This window comes from Paenibacillus taichungensis (assembly GCF_003287275.1).
In the GTDB taxonomy this organism is placed as follows: Bacteria; Bacillota; Bacilli; order Paenibacillales; family Paenibacillaceae; genus Paenibacillus; species Paenibacillus taichungensis_A.
On record NZ_QEVW01000004.1, the window covers coordinates 25,702 to 51,918 of the forward strand.

The window sequence follows — 26,217 nt, forward strand, 5'->3', positions numbered from 1 at the left end:
TCGCGGAGAAGAGCGGCCCTTTTTCTGAGTTCTTGTATGTGTACATCATCTGAAAAACGTTCAGTTCTCATCAGGATGAGTTTCTTGATTTTTCTTGTTCCACATTTTATATAAAATCCCCGCAATAACAAATAAGAGTGCATCACTCAATCTGGGAGAACCGCCATATATAAACGCCGAACAGGCAAATCCAACTACAAATAATATAACAACATAAAGAAAACGCACGCTTATTCCTCCCGTCAATTGTAGACGTAGATGGTTTGAATGGCTTACGTCTCGGATTCAAAGTCTAACGCCGCTTCAAGCTCAACTTCTTCTCCAAATACGCCGCTAGCGAAACCAAAGGGCTATAGATTGCCATGCCTGTAACTGCTGTGACCCGTGCTGCTGCAGGAGCCATGGACAATTGAGCGGCTACGACTGTGTTATCTGGATACTGCTCAGCAAGTTGTTGTAACCCGGTGCTCACTGCTGCAAGATAACCTTCCTTATCGCCTCGCATAATTAACTCGAATATGCCCGGGATCAGTACTGCTTCAGTCTTTATGGTCACGGCCTCGTGTCGCTGCTCATCTTCAACATCTTGCTGCAAAGCCTGATTCACCCGCGCCATCGTTCCTTCAATCGTTGCAGGGTTGGTAAACGCTAGAATGTACTCGCCAGAATTCTGCTGCATTTCCTGAAGTAAGGGATCATCAATACCAACCACGGGTACGGGAACATGTTGTACCTCCTGCTCAAGTACGGCTGCAAACAGGGTACAGGTGACAAGGATGGCGTCGGCATGACAATGTGCGATCCAATGCAGCGTTTGTGATACTTTCTCATGTATAACTGCTTCGGTGAAATCAGCATCATGTTTGAGGCGATCCAGCCCCGGATCGACATAATGTACAAGTTCAACCTCATAAGGAGCGAGCGCTTCTTCAATCAGTGCAATATTGGAATAGTGAGCGTGAAAACAGCCAATGGTCATCATCATACTTGCCCCCTGAAATGGATTATGTCTCATATAAGTTTCGCAGATATTTAACCCATTATAGGGATGAGACAATAGACTGTACATATTTAAAATACTGAGTTCACAACATTTATCGTGAAAACGCGAATAACCGTTCATCCACAACTTCGCAGAGGAACGGTGCAAACCACGTAAGCGATTCTCGATTCGCTCGTTATTTCATTTAACGCATAGAAGGGGCAGCATTCTTTTTAGCCATTTTTTGTTGCAAAATTTCATGAAAGGATAGACCTTGAGTGTTCTCATTCTCCTTTTTGGGAGCAGTGGTCGCCGTGTTGCGCGGATATTGATGGTGGTACGGGATCATTTGCTGAATAGGCATGCGGATCATCTTGGTTCCTCCTTTAATGCATTTTCGAATATGCATATGTGATTATTGATAGATTATGTATTCTGACGGGTTATCGTCTCTGTTACGCAAATAGGTATTTGTGACTTGTTAGACGAAACAGGTAACTTAAGGTGTAATTCCAATTGGATTGTAGTGATTTTACCCCGTATTCAGGGGATGTAAACGTTTTTAAGTAAATTCAGGAGAAAAGGACCGCATATGTGAGGTTTCGTATGGGAGGATAGAAGCGGTTGTTAAGTGAATAGACCCAGTTTTGGGAATGCCAATTGTGTCGAAATTAAGACATATTGTCTGGTTGTATAGGTACGACGCAAGCTAGCTAACTTGGTACCATGGTCGGTTGTCGGGTGCATACTAGGGCATTTTTTTGGTGGATAGATAAAGGGAACAAGGCAAAAAGCCGTCAGGAAAACCTGACAGCCTAACATTTGCATAAATCCGTGAGCGGTATGCTATTGAGATATAGATCGCAACGGTCCAATTCGAAATAAAATGACCATAATCACTTTTTCTTATTTTTCTTGGCGAACAGCGATATACAAGTCCACTTGTACGTTCTCAGGATCGAGACTGCGCTCATCATACAATTCGAAATCTCCGGTAAACGTGCGATCCCCTTGATTGTTCCAGGCCCACACCGCACCCCAGGCCTCACCTACGACCTCGGCCATCGGGCCCTTTCTGGAGGTGAACACCGCATATGTTGCAGGCGGCAGGTTAACGGAACTCACTCCCTCAGGCAAAGCTTCATCCAGACCCACCTCATGACCCACCAGTATGGTGTATTCTCCATTTATGCCATCTGTATAATTAGCGTAACAGCCATAGCGGTTGGCTTCAGGGGCAGGCTGATGATCTGAGGCGAAGTAGCTGTTCCAGAGTCCCTGAATACAGCCTTTGCCACTCATCTCAATGGCATTGGTTGTTCTGGCGGACACACCTGCAAGGCGCTTTCCTGGCAGTGTGACGTACCGAATGGGCTCTGTGGAAAGCCGATTGTCGCGAGTTCCTTGATTAAATTCAACGGAATCATCCGAATTTTCTGCCCCAAATGTCACGTTCCGTTCTGAGCCGGAGGCATTCCATCTTTTCAAAAAAGGAAGCTGGTTACGCAGCATCGCCCTTGCAGATTCCTCGTCCATACCTTCCTGGTCCAGTATGGCGGTGCACATTTCAATCATGCCCTCCAGCGTAATATCGGGTTGCTCGAACTTGCCTTCTTTATAACAATAGATACAGTATTCGCGGGTTGTATTGCCATCTATATCTGTTCCGAATTGAGCAGGGGTAGTAAGTGGCATTCCGCAGCTTTGGCATACTGTGACGTTCATCATCAATTCCTCCTTGTTATGTACAGCTTGAATATAATAGAAGTATAACGGTAGGAACTGGACACCTGTCTGTCAGGTTAAGGGTGGGGTTTTATAATTTTGTACAATTTGTTCAGCAATTCTACGAATCTCCTCCCGAATATGCAGAGGCTCCAGCACTTCGACATCCGCGCCAAATCCAAGAATGAACCCATATAACCAGTTGTCCTCCGGGAATGCGACTTGGCTGATATAATACCCCTCACCATCCGAAACGACGTTCTCTATGCCAAACCATTCCTCTGCGATGTGACGGATACAAGCATGGAATCTCAGGCTCAGGGCCACTTTATTATCCGGAGTTGCCCATTCTTGCTGCCAGGGCCTGTCCTGCAGGTTGATCGGCCTTCGTTCGAAGTTTCCTTGGGCAAGGGCGACATCTCGCATACGGACCAGCTTGAACATGCGGAAATCGTTGCGTTCGTGACAGAACGCATAGAGATACCAGGAATGTTTTTTGAGCACAAGGGTATGCGGATCGGTCGTTCTATGAGTTTGAGTACCTTCTGCACTACAATAGGTAAATGTAATGGGCCGCAGTTGATCCATGCCCTGTTCAATGAGTTGAAGTTTCATTTGCAGCGCTTCGGGATGCGTCCACATCGAATAATCCACAATGAAGCGGCTGGTATTGGCTTGGAAATCCTCATTTTTGGCTTCAGGCACGATGCTGCTGAGTTTCTCCATTAATAGATCCCGTGCAACATTCGTATGGGAGGTGGAGACACTGCGCAGCGCAGTGACAATGGAGGCGAGATCCTTGTCGGTCAATACATTTCGGTCAAGCCGGTAGCCCTCTGCCAGGCCAATACCACCGCTTGCACCCTGATAGGTGACGACAGGAATACCGGCCTGACCCAGCGTGTCTATATCCCTGTAGATGGTGCGGATGGATACTTCAAACGTATCGGCCAGATCCTTGGCCTGCACCCGGCCACGATTGATTAACAGCACAACAATGGCTAATAAACGGTCGAGTTTCATATATTGGATTCCCTTCAATCATTTATAAGTTGGATTCAGATATGTTATATTGTTGAGCATCACATATAGGAGTGGAATAAGCAATGAAGCGTATTACGATTTTGATCGCAGATGATGAAGTTGAGATCGCTGATCTGGTTGCATTGCACTTGCAAAAAGAAGGATATCACATCATCAAGGCATTTGATGGGAAAGCGGCGGTTCAAGCCATTCAGACACAAGCAATAGATTTGGCCATTTTGGATATTATGATGCCGGGTATGGACGGATATGAGGTGACCCGCAAAATTCGGGAGCAGTATCACCTGCCTATCATTTTTCTGAGCGCCAAAACTTCAGATATGGATAAGATCACCGGACTCGTGATGGGCGCAGACGATTACATGACGAAACCATTTAACCCGATGGAACTGGTTGCGCGGGTCAACTCCCAGCTGCGCCGTTCACTTCAATTCAGCCAGTCTGTACCAATTCAGCGCTCCATTCTGGAGAAGGGAGGGCTCATTATCTCGCCAGATCAACATAGCGTAACCTTATACGGCAAGCCAGTAGAGTTAACACCGAAGGAGTTTGACATCCTGTATCTGCTAGCGAGTCATCCCAAACAGGTGTTCAGTGCGGAGAGCATCTTTGAGCAAGTGTGGGGAGAGGCTTATTATGAGAGCGGCAATACCGTAATGGTTCATATTCGGACCCTGCGCAAGAAGCTTGGCGAAGATGTGGGCAAGAACAAGTTTATCAAAACGATCTGGGGTGTGGGGTATACGTTTAATGAATAAACGCAGAAGTTTTCGAACGACCATGATTCTGTTGCTTGGTTTAAGCATGTTGGCATCTGGAGCGATTACCTTTGGGGTATATAAAGTGATGCAATACTATTACACCGGTGTGCGTGCGGAAGATCAGTTAGCGGAATATCGTCACTTTATGAGAAGTATAGGGGATATTTACTTTTTCCTCATCTTGTTCATACCGCTTGCCACCCTTTTTTTCTTCTGGTTTACCAAGCCGTATGTTACCTACTTCAAAAATATCTCCACAGGTATCCGCCAGCTCGCAAGTGGTGATTTCCAGCACCGTGTGCAAATTTCGACGAAGGACGAGCTGGGCGCGATTGCTGAGGATATCAATCTGGCAAGTCTGAAACTGAGGGAAGCGGTAGAACGGGGAGATTTTGCGGAGAGCAGCAAGGACCAGCTGGTTGTAAACCTGGCGCATGATTTGCGTACCCCTTTAACATCAGTATTGGGTTATTTGGATCTGTTGATGAAGGATGATCAGCTGACGGAGGAGCAGGTTAGGCACTTTACAGCGATTGCTTTTACCAAGTCTCAACGTCTCGAGAAACTGATTGATGATTTGTTTGAGATTACACGAATGAATTATGGTATGTTGTCGATTGAGAAAAAGAGACTTGATCTTAGTGAACTGCTACGGCAGATGAACGAAGAGCTGTACCCTGTTTTTGAAAAGAACCACCTGGTCACCCGACTGCATATCGATTCCGAGTTAACCATCTCCGGCGATGGTGAGGTGCTTGCACGCGTGTTTGAGAACCTGTTGATCAATGCAGCACGTCATGGTACAGATGGTCTCTACGTGGATATCCATGGGCATCGTGAAGCAGGACAGGTGATCATTCAGATCATGAACTATGGGGGACATATTCATCCGGATGATCTGCCTCATATTTTCGATATGTACTATACCGGAGATCGTGCGCGGACACCTCAGGAAGGTGGAACAGGCCTGGGCCTGTTTATTGCCAAAAATATTGTGGAGCAGCATGATGGGTCCATTTCGGCTCAAAGTGATATCGTACGGACCGTGTTTGAAGTGCGGTTGCCTGCATTAGAATGAAGTAAAAGGCTGAATTTAAGAAAAACTTTAGAATTGCCCTGCTTTTTTTTAACTAGTTTTCTCTATCCTTGAATTACGAGGTAAAGGAGGAGCATGGAATGAAAAAGTGGGGATTTTTGATATGTATCATTGTACTGGGATATATCTTTTCCAAGTCACCCGCACTGTTTGAGCAGAAGGAAGAGGCGAATCTGGAAGTTCAGGATACGGGTGAAATTCGTGCAGGTTATACCAAAACAATTCACGTGGATATGCAGAATCAAGTACATAAGGGGAATTTATTGCTCGTCAATTCGGAGTATCCCGTTCATGCGGAAGGTGTTAGAACCGACATTGTCAATCTGGCTGAACAACATGAATTGGTCCGGGGATACGGATTGATGGATCAGAAAATTATGTTGTCAAAGTACGTAGCGCAAGCGTTCCAGAAGATGGTTGAAGCTGCTGGGAAAGATGACGTGCGATATTTTATCATCAGCAGTGGCTATAGGGACTTTACGAAGCAGGAGCAGCTTTATGAGGAAAAGGGATCGGACTATGCGCTCCCCGCAGGACATAGTGAACATAACCTGGGCTTGTCCATGGATATCGGCTCTACGCTGGCTGCTATGAGTGAAGCACCAGAAGGAGCCTGGCTGGAAAAGAATGCATGGAAATTCGGATTCGTCTTGCGTTACCCGAAGGATAAAGTCGACATCACCGGCATCCAATTTGAACCATGGCATTTCCGGTATGTGGGATTGCCGCACAGCGCCATCATGTATCATAATCATCTGGTGCTGGAGCAATATTTGGAGCTGCTGCAGCAGAAAAAGAGCATTTCTGCCGAAGTCGGGGGAGAGCATTATTTTATACGCTATTACGATGCATCCAAAGATGAGACCATAAATATACCTGAGCACGGTCAATATGAGATATCGGGAGACAACATGAAGGGAGTTGTCGTGACGGTGGAGGAATAAACAACTAGAAATACATGGAGGTTCGTTTATGAAACCTAAGGAGTTCAACATGAAGATGATATGGGTCGCGGCATTGATCGTCTATCTGTATCTGCTAACCAAGCTTATATTATTCAAGGGTCATGCTGTGGATTGGGGCATCGTGAGGGTTCAACTTATTGCGATCGCGCAGCAACCGGATCTGATTCATACGCGAACCGTTAACCTGACGCCATTTCAGGAAATCTCAAGAGACTGGAATAGCCTGTCGTTACATCGTCCGGGTACCGCAATTCATCTGCTGGGCAACGTCATGGCCTTTATCCCACTGGGTATTTTCATTCCAGTGCTGATGGGGAACAAGCTTTTGTCAGGGGCAAAGGTACTCGTACTTTCCTTACTCTTAAGTTTTGCCTTTGAAGCGACACAGCTATTGACGGGCATGGGCATATTCGACGTGGATGATCTTATGTTGAACACTGTTGGTGGAATGGTTGGTTATGTTCTATATACCATGCTTATCGGTCTGAAACGTATGATTGTGGGAGGAACAGCAAGCACTGCGAAAAAAGAGTATAATTCCAATCAGAGTCGGGTGTAAGGAGGGGAATGCACATGCAATCTCTGGATAAAGCATCAGATTACATTGGACATTAAAAGGAAGTGTAGATGCGTTACACAGCCTTTGTCATATTAATATGAGAAGCTCCCCATAACGTGCTGAGTACGTTATGGGGAGCTTTTATATCTGCCAGATAAGGTGGAGTAATTGTAAACAGATAATGACTTCGTTTGCGAGCTGAATCGCTAATGAGGTAGAGTAGAGATGATACATTTATCAACCCACATCCTTACAAGGAGGACATATATTGTATTCATTGGCTAAACAACTCGCAGGAAGAATGAAAGCGATCATGGAGATTGAAAGTGAAATTGCTGAAGCTGAGCGTAATCAGCAAGGTGAAGAATTTGTACGTGATTTAGAACAGAAAAGATCAGACTTGATAAAAACCTTTACACGTTATGAGTTACTGGTCGTAACAACCGTGATGGAGGTAGGGCAATCGGAGAGAGGTTATCGACACTATTTTGACTCAAGTGACGTTGAGCTTATTTACCTACCCATTGAGTTGAATGAGCATGAACTGATGAAGAAATACTCTCACTTTCTGGTACATAAAACAAAACAAGAACTAGCAGATGGAATTGAATATCATACACTCGTCTCGTCATTTCTAAAAGAAGGTATGGAAATCTTAAAACTCTAAACTGCTATTAAATTGGATCTAGGAGGTCTGCTAGATGATAATGAAGATTTCATACTATACGCCAGATGGTTTCTATTATTATGTCCCCGATCAATATGCAGAGCAGATAAATGAGTGGAGAGGGGAGTTTTCTGATTTTTTGCAGAGTATAGAAGGGAAACATCCTTTCACCCAATATACCGAATATATTGATCATGAGGGTAAGAAAGAATATGGTGTTTTTGTGCGTTGCTATGGTGGGGATGATTTTGCAGACTGGATTAACGTGGAGAAATTAAACTGCAGAGGTGTATATCGCATTCCTTCGCCACCTGATGATTCGGAAGTTGGATTGAGGATAGATTTTTAAACGTATATCGATTATTAAAAGCAAAATCAAAAAAAAGCTCCCCGTCACCGTGCAGAGCGCACGTGACGGGGAGCTTTTCTGTATAACTTAACTGCATTAAATATAAATGCGATTAAGATTTTTTCATCATTTGACGCAATACGGTTTGCAGGATACCACCGTTATGGTAGTAGTCCACGTCAACCATGCTGTCCAGACGAGCGATAACAGGGAAGTCGAACTTGGTGCCGTCCTCACGAGTTACGGTAACCGTCAGTTCTTGTCCTGGTTTCACATCATTGCTCAGACCTGTGATGTCATACGTTTCACGACCGTTCAGACCGAGGCTGGACCAGCCATGGCCTTCCTGGAATTGCAATGGCATTACGCCCATGCCCACCAGGTTACTGCGGTGAATACGCTCGAAGCTTTCTGCGATAACGGCTTTGACGCCAAGCAGGAATGTTCCTTTGGCCGCCCAGTCACGCGAGCTTCCTGTACCATACTCTTTACCAGCGATAACGATCAGGTTCTGTCCTTCATCCTGATACTTCATGGAAGCATCGTAGATGGACATCTCTTCGTCCGTTGGCAGGTATTTCGTAATACCACCCTCAGTTCCTGGAGCCACTTGGTTACGAATACGAATGTTGGCAAACGTACCACGCATCATAACTTCATGGTTACCACGACGGGAGCCGTAAGAGTTGAAGTCTTTGCGTTCTACGCCATGTTCTTTCAGGTACAGTCCAGCCGGACTGGATGGTGCGATATTACCCGCTGGCGAGATGTGATCCGTTGTTACGGAGTCAGCAAGCAATGCCATAACACGTGCGGAACGAATATCTGCGATATCAGTCAACTTGTCGCCAAGCTCCTGGAAGAATGGTGGATTCTGAATGTATGTGGAGTTTGGATCCCACTCATACAATTCGCCTTCCGGTACTGGAATCGTATTCCAACGTTCGTTAGCTGTAAATACGTTCTCGTATTTGTTGCGGAACATCTGTGCATTCAGCGAGCTAGCGATGGTATCCTTGATTTCCTCGGAGCTAGGCCAGAGGTCTTTCAGGAATACAGGTTCATTGTTGGTATCATAACCGATTGGATCGGTTGCAAAATCAATATTAACGGTACCCGCGAGAGCGTACGCCACAACGAGTGGCGGTGAAGCCAGATAGTTGGCTTTGACCTGCGCGTGCACACGACCTTCAAAGTTACGGTTACCGGACAATACAGCCGCTACCGTCATATCGTTCTCGGCGATTGCTTCGCTTACTTCGTCTGGCAGTGGGCCAGAGTTACCGATGCAAGTTGCGCAACCATAGCCGGCAACGTTGAATCCGAGTTTGTCGAGGTATTCAATCAGACCTGCTTTTTCCAGATACTCGGTAACAACGAGGGAACCTGGAGTCAAGCTGCTTTTCACGTAGCCAGGCTTAGTCAGACCACGTTCAACAGCTTTTTTGGCAAGCAGACCCGCTCCGACCATAACGCTAGGGTTGGATGTGTTGGTGCAGCTTGTGATTGCCGCGATAACGACAGCACCAGCAGTCAGTTCGCTAGTGGAACCGTCAGGGTGTTTCACAGGCACTTTCTCAGCGATTTTCTCGTCGCTCAGCCCATATCCGCCTTTGTCGATTGGCGTGCGAATAATGCTGTTGAAGCCTTCTTTCATTTGAGTCAACTCGATGCGATCCTGTGGACGTTTTGGTCCGGCGAGACTTGGAACAACGGATGCCAGATCCAGTTCGATCACGTCGGTAAACTCAGGATCAACCGTATCAGCAGTACGGAACATGTTTTGAGCTTTGTAATAAGCCTCAACCAGATCCACTTGCTCGTCGGTACGGCCGGTATTACGCATATAGTTCAGTGTTTCGCTGTCTACAGGGAAGAAACCAATTGTTGCGCCGTACTCTGGTGCCATGTTGGCTACTGTTGCACGGTCAGCCAGGCTGATGTTGCCAAGACCCGGTCCGTAGAACTCGACAAATTTACCGACAACGCCTTTTTTACGCAGCATTTGGGTAACTGTGAGTGCCAGATCCGTTGCTGTTGCGCCTTCACTCAGGCTGCCTGTCAATTTGAAACCGATAACGTCCGGTGTAACAAAATAAAGCGGTTGGCCGAGCATACCTGCTTCAGCCTCGATTCCGCCAACACCCCAACCAACAACGCCGAGTCCGTTGATCATGGTGGTGTGGGAGTCCGTTCCTACGAGGGAATCCGGGAATACAACCGTTTCACCGTCAATGGTTTTGGTTGCAGCCACAGAAGCCAGGTATTCCAAGTTAACTTGGTGAACAATCCCTGTGGATGGTGGAACTGCACGGAAGTTGTTGAATGCCGTTTGCGCCCAGCGCAAGAAACGATAACGCTCTTCGTTACGCTCGAACTCAACCTTGATGTTGTAGTCGAGTGCATCGTTCGTTCCGAATGCATCAACCATAACGGAGTGGTCGATAACGAGATCAACGGGTACGAGAGGGTTGATCTGTTTCGGATCGCCGCCTGCTTTTTTCACGGTATCGCGCATTGCTGCAAGGTCAACGACAACGGGTACACCAGTGAAATCCTGCAGAACGATACGTGCAGGGATAAATGGAATTTCTTTGTTATTGTCACGGCCTTCTGCCCAGCCGGTCAGTTGTTTTACATGTTCTTCGGTAATAGCACGTCCGTCGAATTGACGAATAGCTGCTTCGAGCAGCACTTTAATGGAGAAAGGAAGCTTGGAAAGGTCGCCGTAGCCGCCTTCCTGAAGAGCATCTAAACTGTAGTAGCGATAAGACTTGCCTCCGACCTCAAGACTGCGGGCCGCGGAGAAATGATTCTTGGCTGACATACATGTACCTCCTTAAAATGTGTCGGTGAGATGAAGAAAACGTTCATTTAGGTGAAGAACAGGCCTTCATCGTTCCGTGTCCTTGTTCGTTAGTTTCATTAGGTGAAACGTAATTTCATAATCGTAACTTTAGTTTTAAGTATACCGTTTTCAGCTCCGTACGTAAAGGGCTTTTTGCCTGTCCAGCCAAGCCATTGAGAGATTGAATGCGTTCTCAAGTGAAGGAGATGGACGTGCTCTCTTCCGTACGCATTATCCCCCATAATAAGGCTTCAAAACAGAACCAGACACATACAACCGAAATTCCCTCATATAAATAAAAAAGAGTTTTCATGCAATGGATCATTCCGGACAGAACTCATGCCAAAGGGGGACACAGGCTTGGAACGCGAATGGAAGAGTGCCTTATATACCTACGTGAACCAGTATAATCGCTGTGAGATCGACTACCGTCCACAGACAAGCGAACGGATTGTCACCGATCCGGAATTTGTGCTGGAGCGGGGGGAGCGGATGGCCAGACTGGACCAATGGTACCGCAAGCGGCGGGCCGTGCCTCTTCGCAGTGAGACCAGCGCCAAGCTTGTGCGGACACTTATGGATGGGGCAGATGAATCGGTGGTGGATGTGCAATTGTACAGCAGGCTGTTCTATGAGAAGAATGGTTTGACCCATCGGGAAGACCGGATTGAGCGGGAACGCCTGACCTTTCTTAGGCAAGGTGGAGTTTGGACCATTGCACGTGTAGAACGTGAAGTGCCGGAGCGTCGCCCGATAGGAGAGGGCCGTCCTTTTCAACAGGCCGATTTTGTACAGGCGATGAATAGGCCGCTGCTTAACCGAGAAGTGCTGGGACAGGGTAGAAGATCGAGGCAGCAGTTGTATCGCAGGGATCTGGCTGTCGCTTATGCGGATCGGTGGTGGAATGCGGGAAACCCGGCATTTGAGGAATTCGAAGTAGATTGCACCAATTACGTGTCCCAATGTCTCTTTGCAGGGGGAGCGCCCATCCACTATACTGGTAAAAGAGAAGCAGGATGGTGGTACAAAGGCTATGTAAATGGCTCTGAAATGTGGAGTTACAGCTGGGCCGTGTCTAACAGTCTGGAGCGTTATTTATCCGGCAGCAGTTGGGGATTGTCAGCGACCGAAGTGGAGCGCCCGGAGCAGTTAATGCTCGGAGACGTAATTCTTTACGACTGGGACGGGGACGGAAGGTTTCAGCATAGTACCGTCGTGACCGCTTTCGATGCGGGGGGCATGCCGCTTGTGAACGCACATACGGTCAGCAGTCGCCACCGTTTTTGGGATTACCGGGATTCTTACGCTTGGAACGAGCGGACGGTGTACCGGCTTTTTCACATTGCAGATGAGTTTTGAGGGTCAAAGATTTTACGGGATTCGGTGACGTGGACATCCGGTTCCGTGTAAAATAAGTCTAGATAACAGAATAAAAGTGGTGCTGAACATGCAGACATAGCAGCATCATTGCACAGATAATCGGAGGTTACGCATGAGTATGGATAAATTAACAGTAGGCGTCGTTTACGGCGGAAAGTCAGGCGAGCATGAGGTGTCGCTGCAAACGGCGTTTGCTGTAACGAACGCATTTGATTATGAGAAGTATGAACTGGTTCCTTTTTATATCTCCAAGCAGGGTACGTGGAAAAAAGGATCTGTCATGCACGCGCCATTTGCGCAGATTGAAGATTTGAAGCTGGAGCAGGCGGCGGGCGGAACTCAGGAAGCGCTGAACGCGCTGTTCGGCCGTTTATATGGCGGAGAAGAGGCGATGGACGTCATGTTCCCGCTGCTGCACGGTACGTTTGGTGAGGATGGTACGATTCAAGGGATGTTCGAGATGGCGGATATGCCTTATGTTGGTGCAGGTGTACTCGCTTCGGCTGGTGGCATGGACAAAGTGGTCATGAAGAAACTGTTCGCGCAGGCCGGAATCGACCAATGTGCCTTTACGTATTTTAACGCATCCCAATGGAAGCAGACTGAACATGAAATGATCTTGCAGGTGGAAGATCAACTTGGATATCCGTGCTTCATTAAGCCGGCCAATCTCGGTTCCAGTGTAGGAATCTCGAAGGCGCGTAACCGGGATGAACTGAAGAAAGCCGTGGAGTTCGCTCTCCGTTACGATACAAAGGTAGTCATTGAGGAGTTTGTAGAGGCGCGAGAAGTTGAAGTCAGTGTGCTTGGTAATGACGAACCGATGGCTTCCGTACCAGGAGAAATCGTATCTTCCGGTGAATATTATGACTATGCAGCCAAATACATCGATGGACAGTCTCAGATGCTGATCCCTGCTCCGCTAGACCCGGAAGCCGCAGATCGTATCCGTGAGGCCGCATTGCAGGCATTCCGTGCGATTGAAGGCAATGGCATTTCCCGTGCAGACTTCTTCATTCGCAAATCGGATGGGGCATTGCTTATTAATGAAGTAAACACCATGCCTGGTTTCACACCATACAGCATGTACCCGCTCTTGTGGCGTGAGACGGGCGTATCGTATGCCGAACTGCTGGATCGCATGATTGAGCTGGCTTTGGAACGCTACAACCGCAAGCAGGCGTTGAACTACGAGAATGGCGTACAGGCGTAGCCTAAGGACGACATTATAAGGAGGGGTATGAATGGGATTTCAGACCGAATTCAATTCCGTGTGCAAGTTCAAGAATGAACAAGAGCTGTTTGAATTGCTTGAATACGGCCGTGGCAAAATGGTCAAACAAGGTTTTCGCGTATTTCCTACCGGACAGAAAGTCATTGCTTACACACCGGATAACGTGGCCGTAGCCATCGTAAAAATCGTAGTCTCCATTGCTGAGATTAACTTCCAGGGTCAAGAAGTGACCGAAGTGGAGATGCAATTGATCCGTAAACTGAACGAGGAAGAATCACGTATTCAGACGGCTCTCGCGGACGAGATGTTCTTTGGTGAACAGGCACAGGGGTAGTTTGCTACATGTGGACCGGAAGCGCATGGACGGATTTGTCCAAACACGATTATGGTCACTCTTTTAGGGTAAAACTTGGTTATATAAAGTGAAGGGAAGACTGCCGGCTTCAATATATGCCGGGAAGGAATCCTGCCCTAATAGAGAGGAAGAAATTCATGCTCGTACGTTTTGGCTATGTGGCGATGTCCGTGCTTGTGGAGAATGCTTCACCTTCGCGGACGATGACCATGTCCAGCTTTAAGAAAATTGATGATAGGGAAGCGGCAATTCGCAAGCTTGAACGGATTGCGGCCGAGAATTTGCATAATACATTACGTTTGCTCAGACACAACAAAGGAAGTCATATTCATGTATATCGTTTCTCTTCCAAACTAATTCCGCTAGCAACGCATGAAGATCTCAGTGATTGGGATCCATTTCCCGCACTTAAGCAGGATTTTGCCGCGATTGGCGATTTTGTGAAGGAGAACGAGATGCGTGTATCTTTCCACCCGGACCATTTTACGGTACTCAGCACGCCTCGGGAGGAAGTGCTGCGCAACTCCATGCGCGACCTTCGTCATCATGTGCGCATGCTGGATGCCATGGGGCTGAATGCTACTGCCAAGAACAATATACATATTGGTGGTGCATACGGAGACAAGCCTAGTGCAGCGCTGCGTTTTGAAGAAAATTTTCTGAAGCTGGATCGGGATATTCAGGAACGGATGACGCTTGAAAATGATGATAAAACGTTCAATGCTCCCGAGACCCTCTCGGTATGTCAGCGAATGGGACTGCCCATGGTGCTGGATATCCACCATCAATGGGTGAACAATGAAGGCGAACAGCCGTGGGATCTCTGGCCGGATATATTGAAAACGTGGGAGTCCCCGCTTGCTCAGGCGGATTCACCGGCAGACAAGCCTTTGCCGCCCAAAATTCATGTCTCCAGTCCAAAGAGTGAGAAGGACCTGCGAGGACATGCGGATGGTGTTGAGGTGGAACCATTGCTCGCCTTTTTACGTCATATTGCAGCAGATACGCCCGCTCTTGATGTGATGATTGAGGCCAAACGCAAGGATGAAGCTCTGGTGCAGTTGATGCAGAAACTAGCATTCTATCACGAAGAGGGTGTGGAGTGGGTGGACGAGTCGACGGTTATCATTCATCCGTAGCGCCAAAAGGGGCCTGGGCAACGAGAAACTTTACGACCCTCGGGGCGTATACTTTTAACAAGTATTTTAATTTTTCGTAGATTGATATAGAAAGTAGAGTGAACGCTTTGAATGAGAAGGAAAAAACACCTTATGTCGTGACAAGCAAAAGCTATACTGCCGTCGCCATTAATGCAGCTTCCAAAGCTGGAGAGTGGATCAAGAGCCGTCTAGGAACTGTGGGGGAGCCCGGAACCAAGTATTCCCCGCAGGATCTCGTTACTGAAGTCGATAAAGGTGCGGAACAGATGATCCGCCGCCTGATTCTGACGCATTTTCCCCATCATGTCATTCTGGGTGAAGAAGGCGTGGAACCGGGGCCGGAAGCATCAGCGAAGGCACTGAAAGAAGCAGAGGAAGAAGAGTTTCTCTGGATTGTGGACCCGGTGGACGGAACGACGAACTTTGTACACGGATTTCCGTTCTATTCGGTATCGATTGCTTTGGCCCATAACGGTGAGGTGATTGTAGGAGTAATCTACGATCCTTCCCGTGACGAGATGTTTGTTGCGGAAAAAGGAAAAGGCGCTTACGTGCACGGAAACCGGATGCTTGTATCGGATGAACAGGAACTGGCTCAGAGCCTGATCGCAGTTGGCTTCCCCGCGGATACAACCTACGCGTTGCCGATCAATATGGCCGCTGTTCAGGCTCTTGCACCGCAAGTACGCAGTCTGCGGGCAGGTGGTTCTGCCGCCCTGCACTTGGCATATGTTGCAGCAGGTCGTCTGAGCGCTTATACCGAAGTCGGACTGAAGCCTTGGGATATCGCCGCAGGTGCACTGCTGGTTGAGGAATCCGGCGGTAAGGTTACTGATACCGTGGGAACGCCTTACCAGCTGTCCGTGAGTCATGTGGTTGCCAGCAATGGCAAGATTCATGATGCACTGACGGGTGTGCTGAAGGAAGCAAATGCAACTGGTTTAGAGTGAAAATTTACTGAAGGAGCGAACAACAATGGATGAATCCAAAGAACTGGAACGACGTTTGAGTGATATGCTGACTGAAGGGGACATGGAGGAGTCTGGCGATGCTGACAAACGTGAACGTCAGCTGATTCCTCCCAAGTACGAGGTTCGCATTCAGACAGAACGGGACCCGATTGTCGAAGAAACGTTGAAGTACCGGGACATGGCACGTGAGGTGGACGATCGCTACGATCGATACCTAGAGCGTTCTGCCGGGAACAAACCGGATACCGACCCGAATGGTTCTGATTCTGGAGACGCGAATAAATCAAAGTCTTAACGAGTGGACATCTTGCTTATACTCAACGGATAACAGACTTACCTAATTAGGGGAGTCTGTTTTTCGTGCGGATATGGAGTGCAGACGACAGCACCCCTTTAATAATGTTAGAATAGAGTTACACGAACTTCTGTCATTGGAGTGAACAGTGTAATATGTAATTATATTTTATTTTATAGATACGAGAAAAAAAGGAGTGTTCTAAGAATGAAGCGTAAACGCATATGGAGAAGTACCGCCGCGGGATTAACGGCAAGTATGCTGGCAGGGATGCTGATTTTGGCATCATCCGCACAGTCTGCTCATGCTGCGGATAGCAATACGTTACCAGCTGGAAGCGTAACATCATCATTGCCTGTACAGAAAGATGCGGTAGCGGTAACCAAGGAATTCCGCCTCGTCACATTGGGGGATTCCATCACCGTAGGGTATGAGCCGAACCTCAAAGAACTGCCATATGGTTATGTAGAGCGGTTGCAGGAACAAGGTCTGCTTCACGGACGTACTCAGGTGGACAACTATGGTATTGCCGGATTGAAGAGCAGTGGTTTGAAAAACTTTGCAGATGCGATTAAAGAAGGGAAAGCGCTCACTTCCGAAGCTATTCAGCCGAGCCTTCCTGATCCAAGAGCGGCACAAGTTGGAGCCAATATTGCTGCCATCCGGGAGAGTGTAGCAGGAGCCAATCTCGTTGCCGTCACAATTGGAGGGAACGATGTATCCGAGTTGCTTGGTTCAGCAGATAAGCTGAGTGACGCGGAACTGGAAGCCAAAGTGAAGGAATTGCTAACTTCTTATACAGTCAATGTTAGTGCAGTTATCAATGATATTCATGAGATTAATCCGAATTCCAAAATTGTAATTGCTGACCAGTACCAACCCATGCCTGAAGTAGCTGGCAAAGCGCTCTATGCGAAACTGATGGAAGCTTCCCAAGGGTTTACTGCGACCATTGATGGAATTGCGACTGAATTTTCCGCTAAAGGGATTGATGTAAAAGTGGCTCATGTCGCCAAGGAGTTTGTTGTCGGTGAAGGCACGATGACTCACATGATTAAGGACCGCGATTTCCACCCGAATCAGTTCGGATATGAAGCGATTGCCAAAGTATTCGCAGAAACAATCTGGGGCGATTACACCAAGCTGACGGCTCCTGCTACAGGCCAACCGATGAATATCATTGTCAGTGGTAAAACGCTGGATACGCCGTACAAACCAATTAACCGCAATGGCAAAAACTTTGTGGCGATCCAGGATATCGTGAACGCCGTTGGCGCAACCACGGTATGGGATAACAAAACCTCAACCGCAACGATTACATATGGAGATCGGAAGGTTGCCGTGAAGATTGGTGCAACGGCTGTTCAGGTGAATGGTGCATCCATAGCCGTGGATACACCTGCATTCCTGAACAAGGTGGGTACTGAATCGAAAACGTATGTCCCTCTTGCCATGGTTGCCGAGGGTCTTGGCTTTGACGTGCAGTATGTAGCCAAGTTAAAAACCGTTTTTGTGAATCCTTAATGTAATAAGTAGCACTCTAATACAATACACTATCGCATGTATATCGAGCAGCCAGATTCCTTGATCTTTTCAGGGAATCTGGCTGTTTTTCTGTCGATGTTCATTCCAAACCAAGGAGCCCAACCTTCGGAAATGACCTGAAATGTTGCATAAATATGACTTGTCATCTGACCATGGATGTGTAAATATGAAAATAACTTACAGTAGATCGAAAACAGTTTCGAATGACAGCACCCTTCGCGAGCCAAAGGAGCGCTTTGGATGAGTAGAATTAAAAACGCTTTCACGAAATTACCAATTCATCATAAAACCATTCTCCTCATTGGATTACTGATGATGATCAGCTTCACGTTCTATGTATCTGTCTTGGGGTATGTGTTCGGCATTTATGACCGACAGATCTATGAGAAATCTTCGCAGGTGCTTAATATGTCTTCGGTGGGCATCGAGAACCAACTGCGCGAGATCTCCAATCTATCCTTCAAGGTCATGTCTGACGAGCCTCTTCAGCAATATCTACTTCAGTTGGATAAGGCTGAATCAGGGTATGAGCAAAATGGATTGCGCAAAAAAATTACCAATAGACTGGTGGCATATGCAGGTTCAGAGAAATACGTCTATTCCATGATCTTTATCGATAATGATAATAATGTTATGGCGGCTGGAAACCGGGAGGGGATCTCGGAGAAGAAGCAAAGCGAATTGGTTGCTTTGGGACAACAATATTCTGGCTCCAATGCCTGGTACACGGGCGGCGATCAACAAGCGAGACTGCTTTCGGTTAGACAGGTAAAGTCTTTTACCGGTGGAGCGTTCACGCTGGAGAAGTTGGGCACTCTCGTTATTCGTGTACGACTGGATCGAATAGTTCAGGACCAGATGCAGCACCCGGCAGAGGATTCACAGCTATTAATTACAGATGGTCGCGAAGTAATCTACCCAACAGAGTCGACTGTCAGTAAATCTGAAATCGAGTCTGAACTGAAGCGCACTCAGCCTTATGGGATAGCCATGTTTGAGCAGGGGAGGAATTTCGTCGCCCGTGCGAATTCTCCTTATACCAATTGGGTGTATCTGTACATGACGCCCTTTGACCAAATGTTTAAGCAGATCCAGTTTGTCAAACAGCTGGTGACCGTCATTTTTATCATGATATTCCTGGCGGCGCTTATATTCGGAGCCAAGTTTTCCCGCAGCATTACACAGCCCATCGCCCAGTTGATCAAGAAAATGCGCAATATCGAAAAGGGCGACTTGGATAAGTTGGAGGAAGCAGCGCTAGGCAATGTCCCGGCATCTTCACAGAACGAGGTGGGATTGTTGCATCGCACGTTCAAGATGATGGTACAGCGTATACGCGAACTCATTGACGAGAATTATGCCAAGCAACTCGTGATCCGAGAGACTGAATTGAAAGCGCTTCAGGCTCAGATTAATCCACATTTTCTATATAACACACTGGAATCCATCAACTGGCTTGCCAAAGTACAGAAGCAGCATCAAATCTCCGAAATGGTTGAGGCTCTTGGATTTCTGCTACGAAGCTCGGTGAACATGTCCGAGAAGTGGATCACTTTGGAAAGGGAACTGGAGATTGTTCGCAGTTATGTGACGATCCAGCACACGCGATTCGAGGAAAGACTTGATTTTGACATGGACATTGCGCCTGAAGTGGGAACTGCACGTATTCCAAAGCTGACATTGCAACCATTGGTGGAGAACGCCATTCATTATGCATTGGAGCCAAGCATAGAACCTTGCCGTATTCGGATTAGAGCGAGAGCAGATGGAGACAACGTTGTAATTGAGGTGGAGGACGATGGTCCGGGCATGACTCCCGAATTTCTGGAGCAATTGCAAGAGGGACGGGTACAGACGAGGGGACAGGGGATCGGACTGTCGAACATCAAAGAGCGGATCAGATTGACCTTCGGCGAAGAGGGCGAGATGATCATGAGCAGCAATCCCGGATCAGGGACCGTAGTATCGATCAGAATACCTTGGATTAGAGAGGACGATGACGATGTACAAAGTGATGCTCGTAGATGATGAACGTGTCATTCTGGAGGGGATTTCGCAAGTCGTGGATTGGGCTGCAGCGGGAACGGAACTGGTGGATACCGCGAGAAACGGAATTGAAGCGCTGGATAAAATCGGTCATTCCAGACCGGATATTATCATTACGGATATTTCAATGCCGGGCCTGGATGGTCTTGGACTCATTGAAAAAGCTTCCGAAGCTTACCCTGGACTTCGCTTTATCATGTTGTCTGGCTACAAAGAGTTCGAATACGCTCGACGGGCCATGCAGTATGGAGTGAAACATTATCTGCTTAAACCGTGTAACGAGAACCAGATTCACGATGCTTTGTCCGAGTTGCTTCAGGAACACCAGGATGCCCAGGTAAAGGAACATGTCGCCGGAGAGATGAAACAGCGGCTGCAGCGGGTCCTGCCCCATGTGAAGGAGCAGTTCCTGCTGGAGTTTATGACGAACCAAACCTATGGTCCGGTCGATTTGGAGTATTATCAGGAGCTGTTTGATCTGGAACTGGAGGATAACGCAGTTCGACTGCTGCTGTTCCGGATTGCAGATGAACATGATTATAGTCATTTATTTGCGATCAAAAATATTGCCAGTGATCTGCTGCCCCATGTTCTGCTAAGCACAACCATTGAAGGCAAACTGTTAATATTACTGGGAGACTCTGCGGATCCGGTTGGTCTGAAGGAAAGCATTGAGGAAGTGCGGGCTGCTTTCACCAGATTATATAAATTGGAAGTTACGGCTGCCTTAAGTGAAGCAGATCGGATGATCCAGTCCCGACGTCTGTTCCGTGAGGCACTGCAATGCCTGAATCACCGCTTCTTTATCGGTGAAGGCAAGCTGATTACCAATAGTGATCTGGAGCTGGCCGGGGAATGTGATGGTGTACATGTTGAACAAGATGCCGAGCAGTTGTGCCAGTTGATTAAGTCAGGCAATACCGAAGAAGCAGCAGCTGAAGTGGATCGCCTGTTCGACCTTTTGTCTGGTCAGCAGCTTGAAATCGGGATTACTCGTTCGTATGTGGTGCAGTTGTACTCAGCAATGATTCATGTCTGTCCTCCTGAGGAGGCGACGGAATTTACCCAGCAGATGGCAGAGCTTCCCCATATCGACACATTGTCTGGCTTAAAATCTTTTGTTGCCAGCAGCGCAGCCCGGCTAACCTCCGGTTATTACAAAAATCATATTAGTCGTCAATCTTCTGCCGTAGAGAAGATGATGGATATTGTGGATCGCCATTATGGAGAAGCTGATCTATCACTTAACGGGGTCGCCCATCAGATGTTATATATGAATCCGGATTATCTCGGCAAAATTTTCAAAAAAGTGACGGGAGAAAACTTCTCCAATTATGTGAATCGGTTGCGCATTGAGCGTGCCTGCGACCATATTCGCAGAGGTGGGGATGTGAAGGTTTTTGAGCTTGCCGAATTGTTTGGCTTTGGGGGGAACTCACAATATTTCAGTCAGGTGTTCAAGAAGTGGACCGGCATGACACCTACCGAATTCCGCAGAACTGGCTTATAACAATTGACTGACGATCATGTATTCGATATATGAGGGGGACTAACAGTGCCGATAGAGGTGCAGTTGTCCTCCTCTGTTTTTTGAACCAACAAGACGGTTTTGTGTATTCAACTATGGTCCGACATTTGCGAAAATGACAATATAAAGTTCGTGAAAGCGTTATCAGAAAGTAGAAGATAACTCGTTCACACAACCATTTCAACATAAAAGGGGAGATTGGCATGGTGAAAAAGGCGATATTCCTGATGATGGCGGCATTGCTGGTATTAACAACGGCATGCAGCAGCAGCGGAGGATCGGGCGAATCATCTGGGGATGGTTCAGTAACACTTCGTATCGCATGGTGGGGATCGGATGCACGTCACGAATATACACAGAAGGTCATTGACTTGTACAAAGAGAAAAACCCGAACGTCAAAATTGACGTGGAATATGCTTCGTTCGATGACTACTGGAAAAAGCTCGCTCCACAAGCTGCAGCGAATCAACTGCCGGACATTGTTCAGATGGATATTTCCTACATCAGCCAATATGCACAGAATGGACAGCTCGAAGATCTGTCCCCGTACATTGGAAACCAGATTAAAGTGGACGATGTATCCGAGAACGTAATCAGCACAGGCGTTATCAACAGCAAACAATATGGAGTACCTGCTGGTGTTAACGTACTGGGTTTCCAGTATGATCCAGCTCTGCTCAAAAAAGCGGGTGTGGATGCCATTCCTGAAAATATGACTTGGGAATCGTATGAAGAGCTTGGCAAACAAACGGCTGCCAAAGGGCTCTTTTTGGATGGGGGTGTAGCGCCGGATATCTTCTTCCATTATTTCCTGCGTACCAAAGGATTGTCCCTCTACAATGCTGAAGGAACGGGTCTTGGCTATGATGACGACAAACTATTTGTTGAGTTCTTCGGACTCATGCGCCGGATGATCGAGCAGGGCGCAGCGCCTTCCCCGGATCTGGCTAACCAGACGAAAGGTATTATCGAGGAATCCGATTTGGTCAAGGAAAAAGGAATTGGCGTATGGCAATGGTCCAACCAGTTTGTGGCCTTGCAGCAAGTTGCCAACCGTCCGTTAGAGATTGCACCAATGCCTGGACCTGACATGGAAAAAGGACTTTATATGCAGCCAAGTATGTACTGGGCTGTAACATCGAACTCAAAAGTGAAGGAAGAAGCAACCAAATTCATTGACTTCTGGGTGAATGATGTGGAAGCTAACAAACTGATCAAAGGCGAGCGCGGTGTGCCGATCTCGGGCAAAATCAAGGAAGCTATCGCTCCTGAGCTGAGTGATGCAACGAAGCAGGTATTTGAATTCGTAGCGGCCATGGAGCCTAAGGCTTCACCAATGAGTCCGCCACCACCAGTAGGTTCACCTGAAGTTATCGCATCTCTTGCGGATGTCGTAGAGGAACTGAACTTTGGTAAGGTTACACCGGAACAAGCAGCAGCGACATTCCGCAAAAATGCCGAGGCGGTTCTTGCCAACAATAAATAACAGTTGAATGATTGCTTGTTCATCCCATTAACGGGATGGACGGGAACAGGGCTACTCGCATAACGCGAGGGCCTTTCCCCGTCCAGTAACCCGAAGTAAGGCTGTGGGAAGCAAGCAGATCAATAAAGGAGGTTCGTTCCGTTGAGGCAATATTCGTCGTTGCGCAGAAACCTAACCGGGTATGCTTTTATTAGTCCTTTTATCATTGGATTTCTGGGCTTTACGCTTATTCCGATGTTTGTATCCCTCTACATGTCGTTTACGAGTTATAACCTGTTTACCTCCCCACGGTGGATCGGGATGGACAACTATACCAAAATGTTCTTTGATGATCCGAAGTACTGGAATTCGGTTAAAGTAACGTTCCTGTATGTGTTCATTGGTGTCCCTCTAAGGCTGGTCTTCGCGCTTTTTGTAGCCATGATTCTGAATACGGGTTCTCGTATGGTTGGAACGTATCGTACCTTGTACTACCTGCCATCCATTATCGGTGGTAGTGTGGCCGTATCCATTATGTGGCGTAACCTTTTCAGTAATGAGGGTGTCATCAACAGTGCATTAACGGCAATCGGCATCGGGCCAATCAGCTGGTTTGGTGATCCGAACGCGTCTCTCGTTATGTTGATTTCGCTATCCGTTTGGCAGTTTGGATCTTCCATGCTCATTTTCCTCGCCGGTCTGAAAAATATCTCTCCCGAGATGTACGAAGCAGCAGGTGTGGATGGGGCGAACCCAGTACGCAAATTCTTTGGTATCACATTGCCACTGCTCAGTCCAATCATACTCTTCAACCTGATTATGCAAACGATCGGTGCATTTATGACCTTCGTACCTGCATATATCATCTCTAAAGGCGAGGGTGGTCCCATGGACGGTACGATGCTTTACTCGCTGTATCTGTTCCGCCAGGCGTTTATGTTTAACAACATGGGTTATGCTTCGGCCATGGCCTGGATCATGCTTATTATGATCGGGATACTCACAGTCGCAGTGTTCCTGACATCCAAGTTCTGGGTGTTTTATGAATCCGAAGGAGGGAAGTAACGATGGTTTGGAGAAATGTGAAATGGCCCATCTATCACCTGCTCGTTGCAGCTTTGGCCCTCCTGATGCTCTATCCAGTGTTATGGATGCTTTTCAGCTCATTCAAAGAAAGTCGTACCATTTTCGTAACTGCCGAGTCCTTGTTCCCTACGGAATGGATCTGGAGTAATTACGCGGATGGCTGGAAAGGCGCAGGCGGAAGACCATTTATGGATTACATCACCAACTCGCTCGTTATTGTAGTCATCTCTACGATTGGTGCTGTGTTATCCTCATCGCTGATCGCCTTTGGTTTTGCCAGACTCAACTTCAAAGGACGTAACTTTTGGTTCTCTCTGATGATGTTGACCCTGATGTTGCCGCATGACGTTGTACTCGTACCGCAATATATTATCTTCACAAAGCTTGGTTGGTTAAATACCATTCTACCGATTGTTGTACCTACGTTCTTCGGGATGCCGTTCTTTATCTTCCTGATGGTTCAGTTCATTCGTACGATTCCGAAAGAACTGGATGAGGCGGCTACCATTGATGGATGTAACAAGTTCAGATTGTATGTGCAGATTATTATGCCGCTTATCAAGTCATCACTCGCAACGGCTGCGATCTTCTCCTTCTACTGGAGATGGGAGGATCTGCTCGGTCCAGTACTGTACTTGAATTCGCCGGATAAATATACTGTCTCGATGGCACTGAAAATGTTCCTGGACAGTGAGTCTGCATCCAACTGGGGAGCGATGTTCGCGATGTCCATTGTGAGTCTTGTACCCGTTGTAGCCGTGTTCTTTATTTTCCAGAAACAAATTGTACAGGGCATGAGCACCAGTGGTCTGAAAGGATAAACGATACTCACTGAATCAAACCTGGATTAGCATATTGAACAAGGAGGGTGTTCTTATTGAATAAGGCCGAGGGTAGTCAAGCCGTTGCCAAGGAGGTAACGGTAGAGGGCGGTAAAGAGGCCGTTACCCACTGGAAGTTCAATTTTGGACCGGACACTAGCAGTGCAGGTGAGCTTGAGGGTTATTTGAAAGTGTCTGCCAGCACCTCATATGAAGAACAGGGAGAATACGGTTTTGAATCTGGTTCCCTTGTGTATGAGAAGCAACGGATATCTGAAGACGAATTATCGGATATCAGTAGAGCAAACAGTGGCAAACAAGGGCAGGCCAATGTGTCTGCCCGATTGCGTTCAAGCTTCTGTATTCCCCTCAAGGCATCTTTCATCGTTAATGTACCTGATGGAACCTATCAAGTCTTGTTGATTGCAGGGGATGAATTGGCAGAGACGGTCACCCGTATCAAAGCCGGAGAGGGCAGACTGATGCTGCCAACCATTCGTACACTCCCTGGGCAATGTGCAGAGGTTCGATTCTCGGTTGTGGTTCGTGGCGGGAAGCTCCGACTATCCTTCTCCGGTCCCGCGCCACGGATGAATGCATTGGAGATCACGCTTGCCAATCAGACGATGACAGTATTTCTCGCTGGTGATTCTACCGTGACAGATCAGCCGGAAAGTGGATATCCATACTGTGGCTGGGGCCAGCTGTTACCCGCACAATTCAAGCATGATGTTGCTGTCGATAACCATGCCCAGTCTGGGCGCAGCTCGCGGAGTTTTATCAATGAAGGCAGATTGGATGCTATTCTGGAGAGGATTAAGCCCGAAGATTTTCTGTTTATTCAATTTGGACATAACGATGAGAAGCCGGACCCTGACCGGGGAACGGAGCCTTTCACAACATATAAGGAATACCTGAAAAAGTATATCGATGCCGCCCGCGAAGCTAAGGCTCGTCCGGTGCTCGTGACACCGGTGCATCGGCGCTATTTCGCTGATGACGGAACATTGACCGACACCCATGGCGATTATATCGTGGCCGTGCGTGAGCTGGCGGAAGAGGAAAGTGTGCCGCTGATCGATCTGGCTGAGCGAAGCCGTATCCTGTTCGAGCAAGCCGGCATTGAAGGCAGCAAGGAGGATTTCATGTGGGTGCTGCCGGGTGAGTATGTGAACTTCCCAGCAGGCGTGGAGGATAACACCCACTTTCAGGAACGCGGTGCTCGTCGCCTCGCCATGCAGGTGGCGGAAGCCATCCGCGAGCTGCGACTGCAGCCACTGCAGATGTATTTGAGGTAAGGGAGCAAGAAGGGTGGAATCGGAGCAAGAGGGAGC

24 protein-coding genes and 1 pseudogene are annotated in these 26,217 nt (G+C 47.5%); 19 read left to right on the forward strand and 6 right to left on the reverse strand.

All coding sequences use genetic code 11. The features are described 5' to 3' along the window. Positions 1–60 precede the first annotated feature (60 nt). The 5 genes from DC345_RS31655 to DC345_RS05195 form a co-directional block, all read right to left on the reverse strand. Positions 61–228: a hypothetical protein gene (locus tag DC345_RS31655; RefSeq protein ID WP_181586490.1), complete on the reverse strand. Its 168-nt coding sequence runs from the start codon at positions 226–228 to the stop codon at positions 61–63. 64 nt (positions 229–292) lie between these two features. Then, positions 293–982 (reverse strand): hypothetical protein, encoded by a 690-nt coding sequence (locus DC345_RS05185; protein WP_113052197.1) that lies wholly within the window; start codon positions 980–982, stop codon positions 293–295. 205 nt (positions 983–1,187) lie between these two features. Continuing rightward, the gene (locus tag DC345_RS31660) at positions 1,188–1,355 is read right to left on the reverse strand and encodes a hypothetical protein (RefSeq protein ID WP_161490662.1); all 168 of its coding nucleotides are present in this window, start codon (positions 1,353–1,355) and stop codon (positions 1,188–1,190) included. Between the two features lie 533 nt (positions 1,356–1,888). Continuing rightward, a complete protein-coding gene (locus DC345_RS05190; protein WP_181586491.1) occupies positions 1,889–2,707 on the reverse strand; it encodes a zinc ribbon domain-containing protein in 819 nt (272 codons plus the stop codon). A gap of 72 nt (positions 2,708–2,779) precedes the next feature. After that, complete coding sequence (locus tag DC345_RS05195) at positions 2,780–3,730, reverse strand: helix-turn-helix transcriptional regulator (RefSeq protein WP_113052199.1); 951 nt, start codon at positions 3,728–3,730, stop codon at positions 2,780–2,782. A gap of 83 nt (positions 3,731–3,813) precedes the next feature. On the opposite strand from DC345_RS05195, the gene DC345_RS05200 reads away from it, so the two are divergent. The 6 genes and pseudogenes from DC345_RS05200 to DC345_RS05225 all read left to right on the forward strand — a co-directional run bounded on the left by DC345_RS05200 (position 3,814) and on the right by DC345_RS05225 (position 8,148). After that, entirely contained in the window at positions 3,814–4,509 is a 696-nt protein-coding gene (locus tag DC345_RS05200; RefSeq protein WP_113052200.1) for a response regulator transcription factor, read from the forward strand. Beyond that, on the forward strand, positions 4,502–5,590 hold the full coding sequence (locus DC345_RS05205) for a HAMP domain-containing sensor histidine kinase (RefSeq protein ID WP_113052201.1): 1,089 nt from the start codon (positions 4,502–4,504) through the stop codon (positions 5,588–5,590). Before DC345_RS05200 ends, DC345_RS05205 begins: the two co-directional genes overlap by 8 nt. A gap of 431 nt (positions 5,591–6,021) precedes the next feature. Next, a pseudogene (locus DC345_RS32410) lies at positions 6,022–6,349 on the forward strand (M15 family metallopeptidase); the annotation flags it as partial. A gap of 231 nt (positions 6,350–6,580) precedes the next feature. After that, entirely contained in the window at positions 6,581–7,132 is a 552-nt protein-coding gene (locus DC345_RS05215; protein ID WP_113052203.1) for a VanZ family protein, read from the forward strand. A 268-nt stretch (positions 7,133–7,400) separates the two neighbouring features. Then, positions 7,401–7,799 (forward strand): hypothetical protein, encoded by a 399-nt coding sequence (locus DC345_RS05220; protein ID WP_113052204.1) that lies wholly within the window; start codon positions 7,401–7,403, stop codon positions 7,797–7,799. A 34-nt stretch (positions 7,800–7,833) separates the two neighbouring features. Then, the gene (locus DC345_RS05225; protein WP_113052205.1) at positions 7,834–8,148 is read left to right on the forward strand and encodes a hypothetical protein; all 315 of its coding nucleotides are present in this window, start codon (positions 7,834–7,836) and stop codon (positions 8,146–8,148) included. 112 nt (positions 8,149–8,260) lie between these two features. Here DC345_RS05225 and acnA read toward each other — a convergent pair whose 3' ends face one another. Continuing rightward, positions 8,261–10,975: an aconitate hydratase AcnA gene (gene acnA, locus DC345_RS05230; RefSeq protein ID WP_113052206.1), complete on the reverse strand. Its 2,715-nt coding sequence runs from the start codon at positions 10,973–10,975 to the stop codon at positions 8,261–8,263. A gap of 360 nt (positions 10,976–11,335) precedes the next feature. On the opposite strand from acnA, the gene DC345_RS05235 reads away from it, so the two are divergent. From DC345_RS05235 to DC345_RS05300, 13 genes are all read left to right on the forward strand, one after another. Further along, complete coding sequence (locus DC345_RS05235; RefSeq protein ID WP_113052207.1) at positions 11,336–12,355, forward strand: amidase domain-containing protein; 1,020 nt, start codon at positions 11,336–11,338, stop codon at positions 12,353–12,355. Positions 12,356–12,488: 133 nt separating this feature from the next. Further along, positions 12,489–13,589: a D-alanine--D-alanine ligase gene (locus DC345_RS05240; RefSeq protein WP_113052208.1), complete on the forward strand. Its 1,101-nt coding sequence runs from the start codon at positions 12,489–12,491 to the stop codon at positions 13,587–13,589. A gap of 31 nt (positions 13,590–13,620) precedes the next feature. After that, positions 13,621–13,944 carry a hypothetical protein gene (locus DC345_RS05245; RefSeq protein WP_053779624.1) on the forward strand — a complete coding sequence of 108 codons (324 nt, stop codon included), beginning with the start codon at positions 13,621–13,623 and terminating at the stop codon, positions 13,942–13,944. 158 nt (positions 13,945–14,102) lie between these two features. After that, the gene (uvsE, locus tag DC345_RS05250; protein WP_113052209.1) at positions 14,103–15,104 is read left to right on the forward strand and encodes a UV DNA damage repair endonuclease UvsE; all 1,002 of its coding nucleotides are present in this window, start codon (positions 14,103–14,105) and stop codon (positions 15,102–15,104) included. Positions 15,105–15,211: 107 nt separating this feature from the next. After that, positions 15,212–16,075 (forward strand): inositol monophosphatase family protein, encoded by an 864-nt coding sequence (locus tag DC345_RS05255; RefSeq protein WP_397333632.1) that lies wholly within the window; start codon positions 15,212–15,214, stop codon positions 16,073–16,075. A 25-nt stretch (positions 16,076–16,100) separates the two neighbouring features. Beyond that, positions 16,101–16,391 (forward strand): hypothetical protein, encoded by a 291-nt coding sequence (locus DC345_RS05260; RefSeq protein ID WP_113052211.1) that lies wholly within the window; start codon positions 16,101–16,103, stop codon positions 16,389–16,391. A gap of 207 nt (positions 16,392–16,598) precedes the next feature. After that, complete coding sequence (locus DC345_RS05265) at positions 16,599–17,915, forward strand: SGNH/GDSL hydrolase family protein (protein ID WP_113052212.1); 1,317 nt, start codon at positions 16,599–16,601, stop codon at positions 17,913–17,915. Positions 17,916–18,176: 261 nt separating this feature from the next. Next, a complete protein-coding gene (locus tag DC345_RS05270; protein ID WP_113052213.1) occupies positions 18,177–19,964 on the forward strand; it encodes a sensor histidine kinase in 1,788 nt (595 codons plus the stop codon). Next, a complete protein-coding gene (locus DC345_RS05275) occupies positions 19,939–21,492 on the forward strand; it encodes a response regulator transcription factor (protein ID WP_113052214.1) in 1,554 nt (517 codons plus the stop codon). Before DC345_RS05270 ends, DC345_RS05275 begins: the two co-directional genes overlap by 26 nt. A gap of 221 nt (positions 21,493–21,713) precedes the next feature. Next, positions 21,714–22,997 carry an ABC transporter substrate-binding protein gene (locus DC345_RS05285; RefSeq protein WP_113052215.1) on the forward strand — a complete coding sequence of 428 codons (1,284 nt, stop codon included), beginning with the start codon at positions 21,714–21,716 and terminating at the stop codon, positions 22,995–22,997. A 141-nt stretch (positions 22,998–23,138) separates the two neighbouring features. After that, on the forward strand, positions 23,139–24,041 hold the full coding sequence (locus DC345_RS05290) for a carbohydrate ABC transporter permease (protein WP_024633027.1): 903 nt from the start codon (positions 23,139–23,141) through the stop codon (positions 24,039–24,041). Between the two features lie 2 nt (positions 24,042–24,043). Further along, positions 24,044–24,883: a carbohydrate ABC transporter permease gene (locus DC345_RS05295; RefSeq protein WP_113052216.1), complete on the forward strand. Its 840-nt coding sequence runs from the start codon at positions 24,044–24,046 to the stop codon at positions 24,881–24,883. 185 nt (positions 24,884–25,068) lie between these two features. Next, on the forward strand, positions 25,069–26,181 hold the full coding sequence (locus DC345_RS05300) for a rhamnogalacturonan acetylesterase (RefSeq protein WP_113052218.1): 1,113 nt from the start codon (positions 25,069–25,071) through the stop codon (positions 26,179–26,181). Positions 26,182–26,217: the final 36 nt, after the last annotated feature.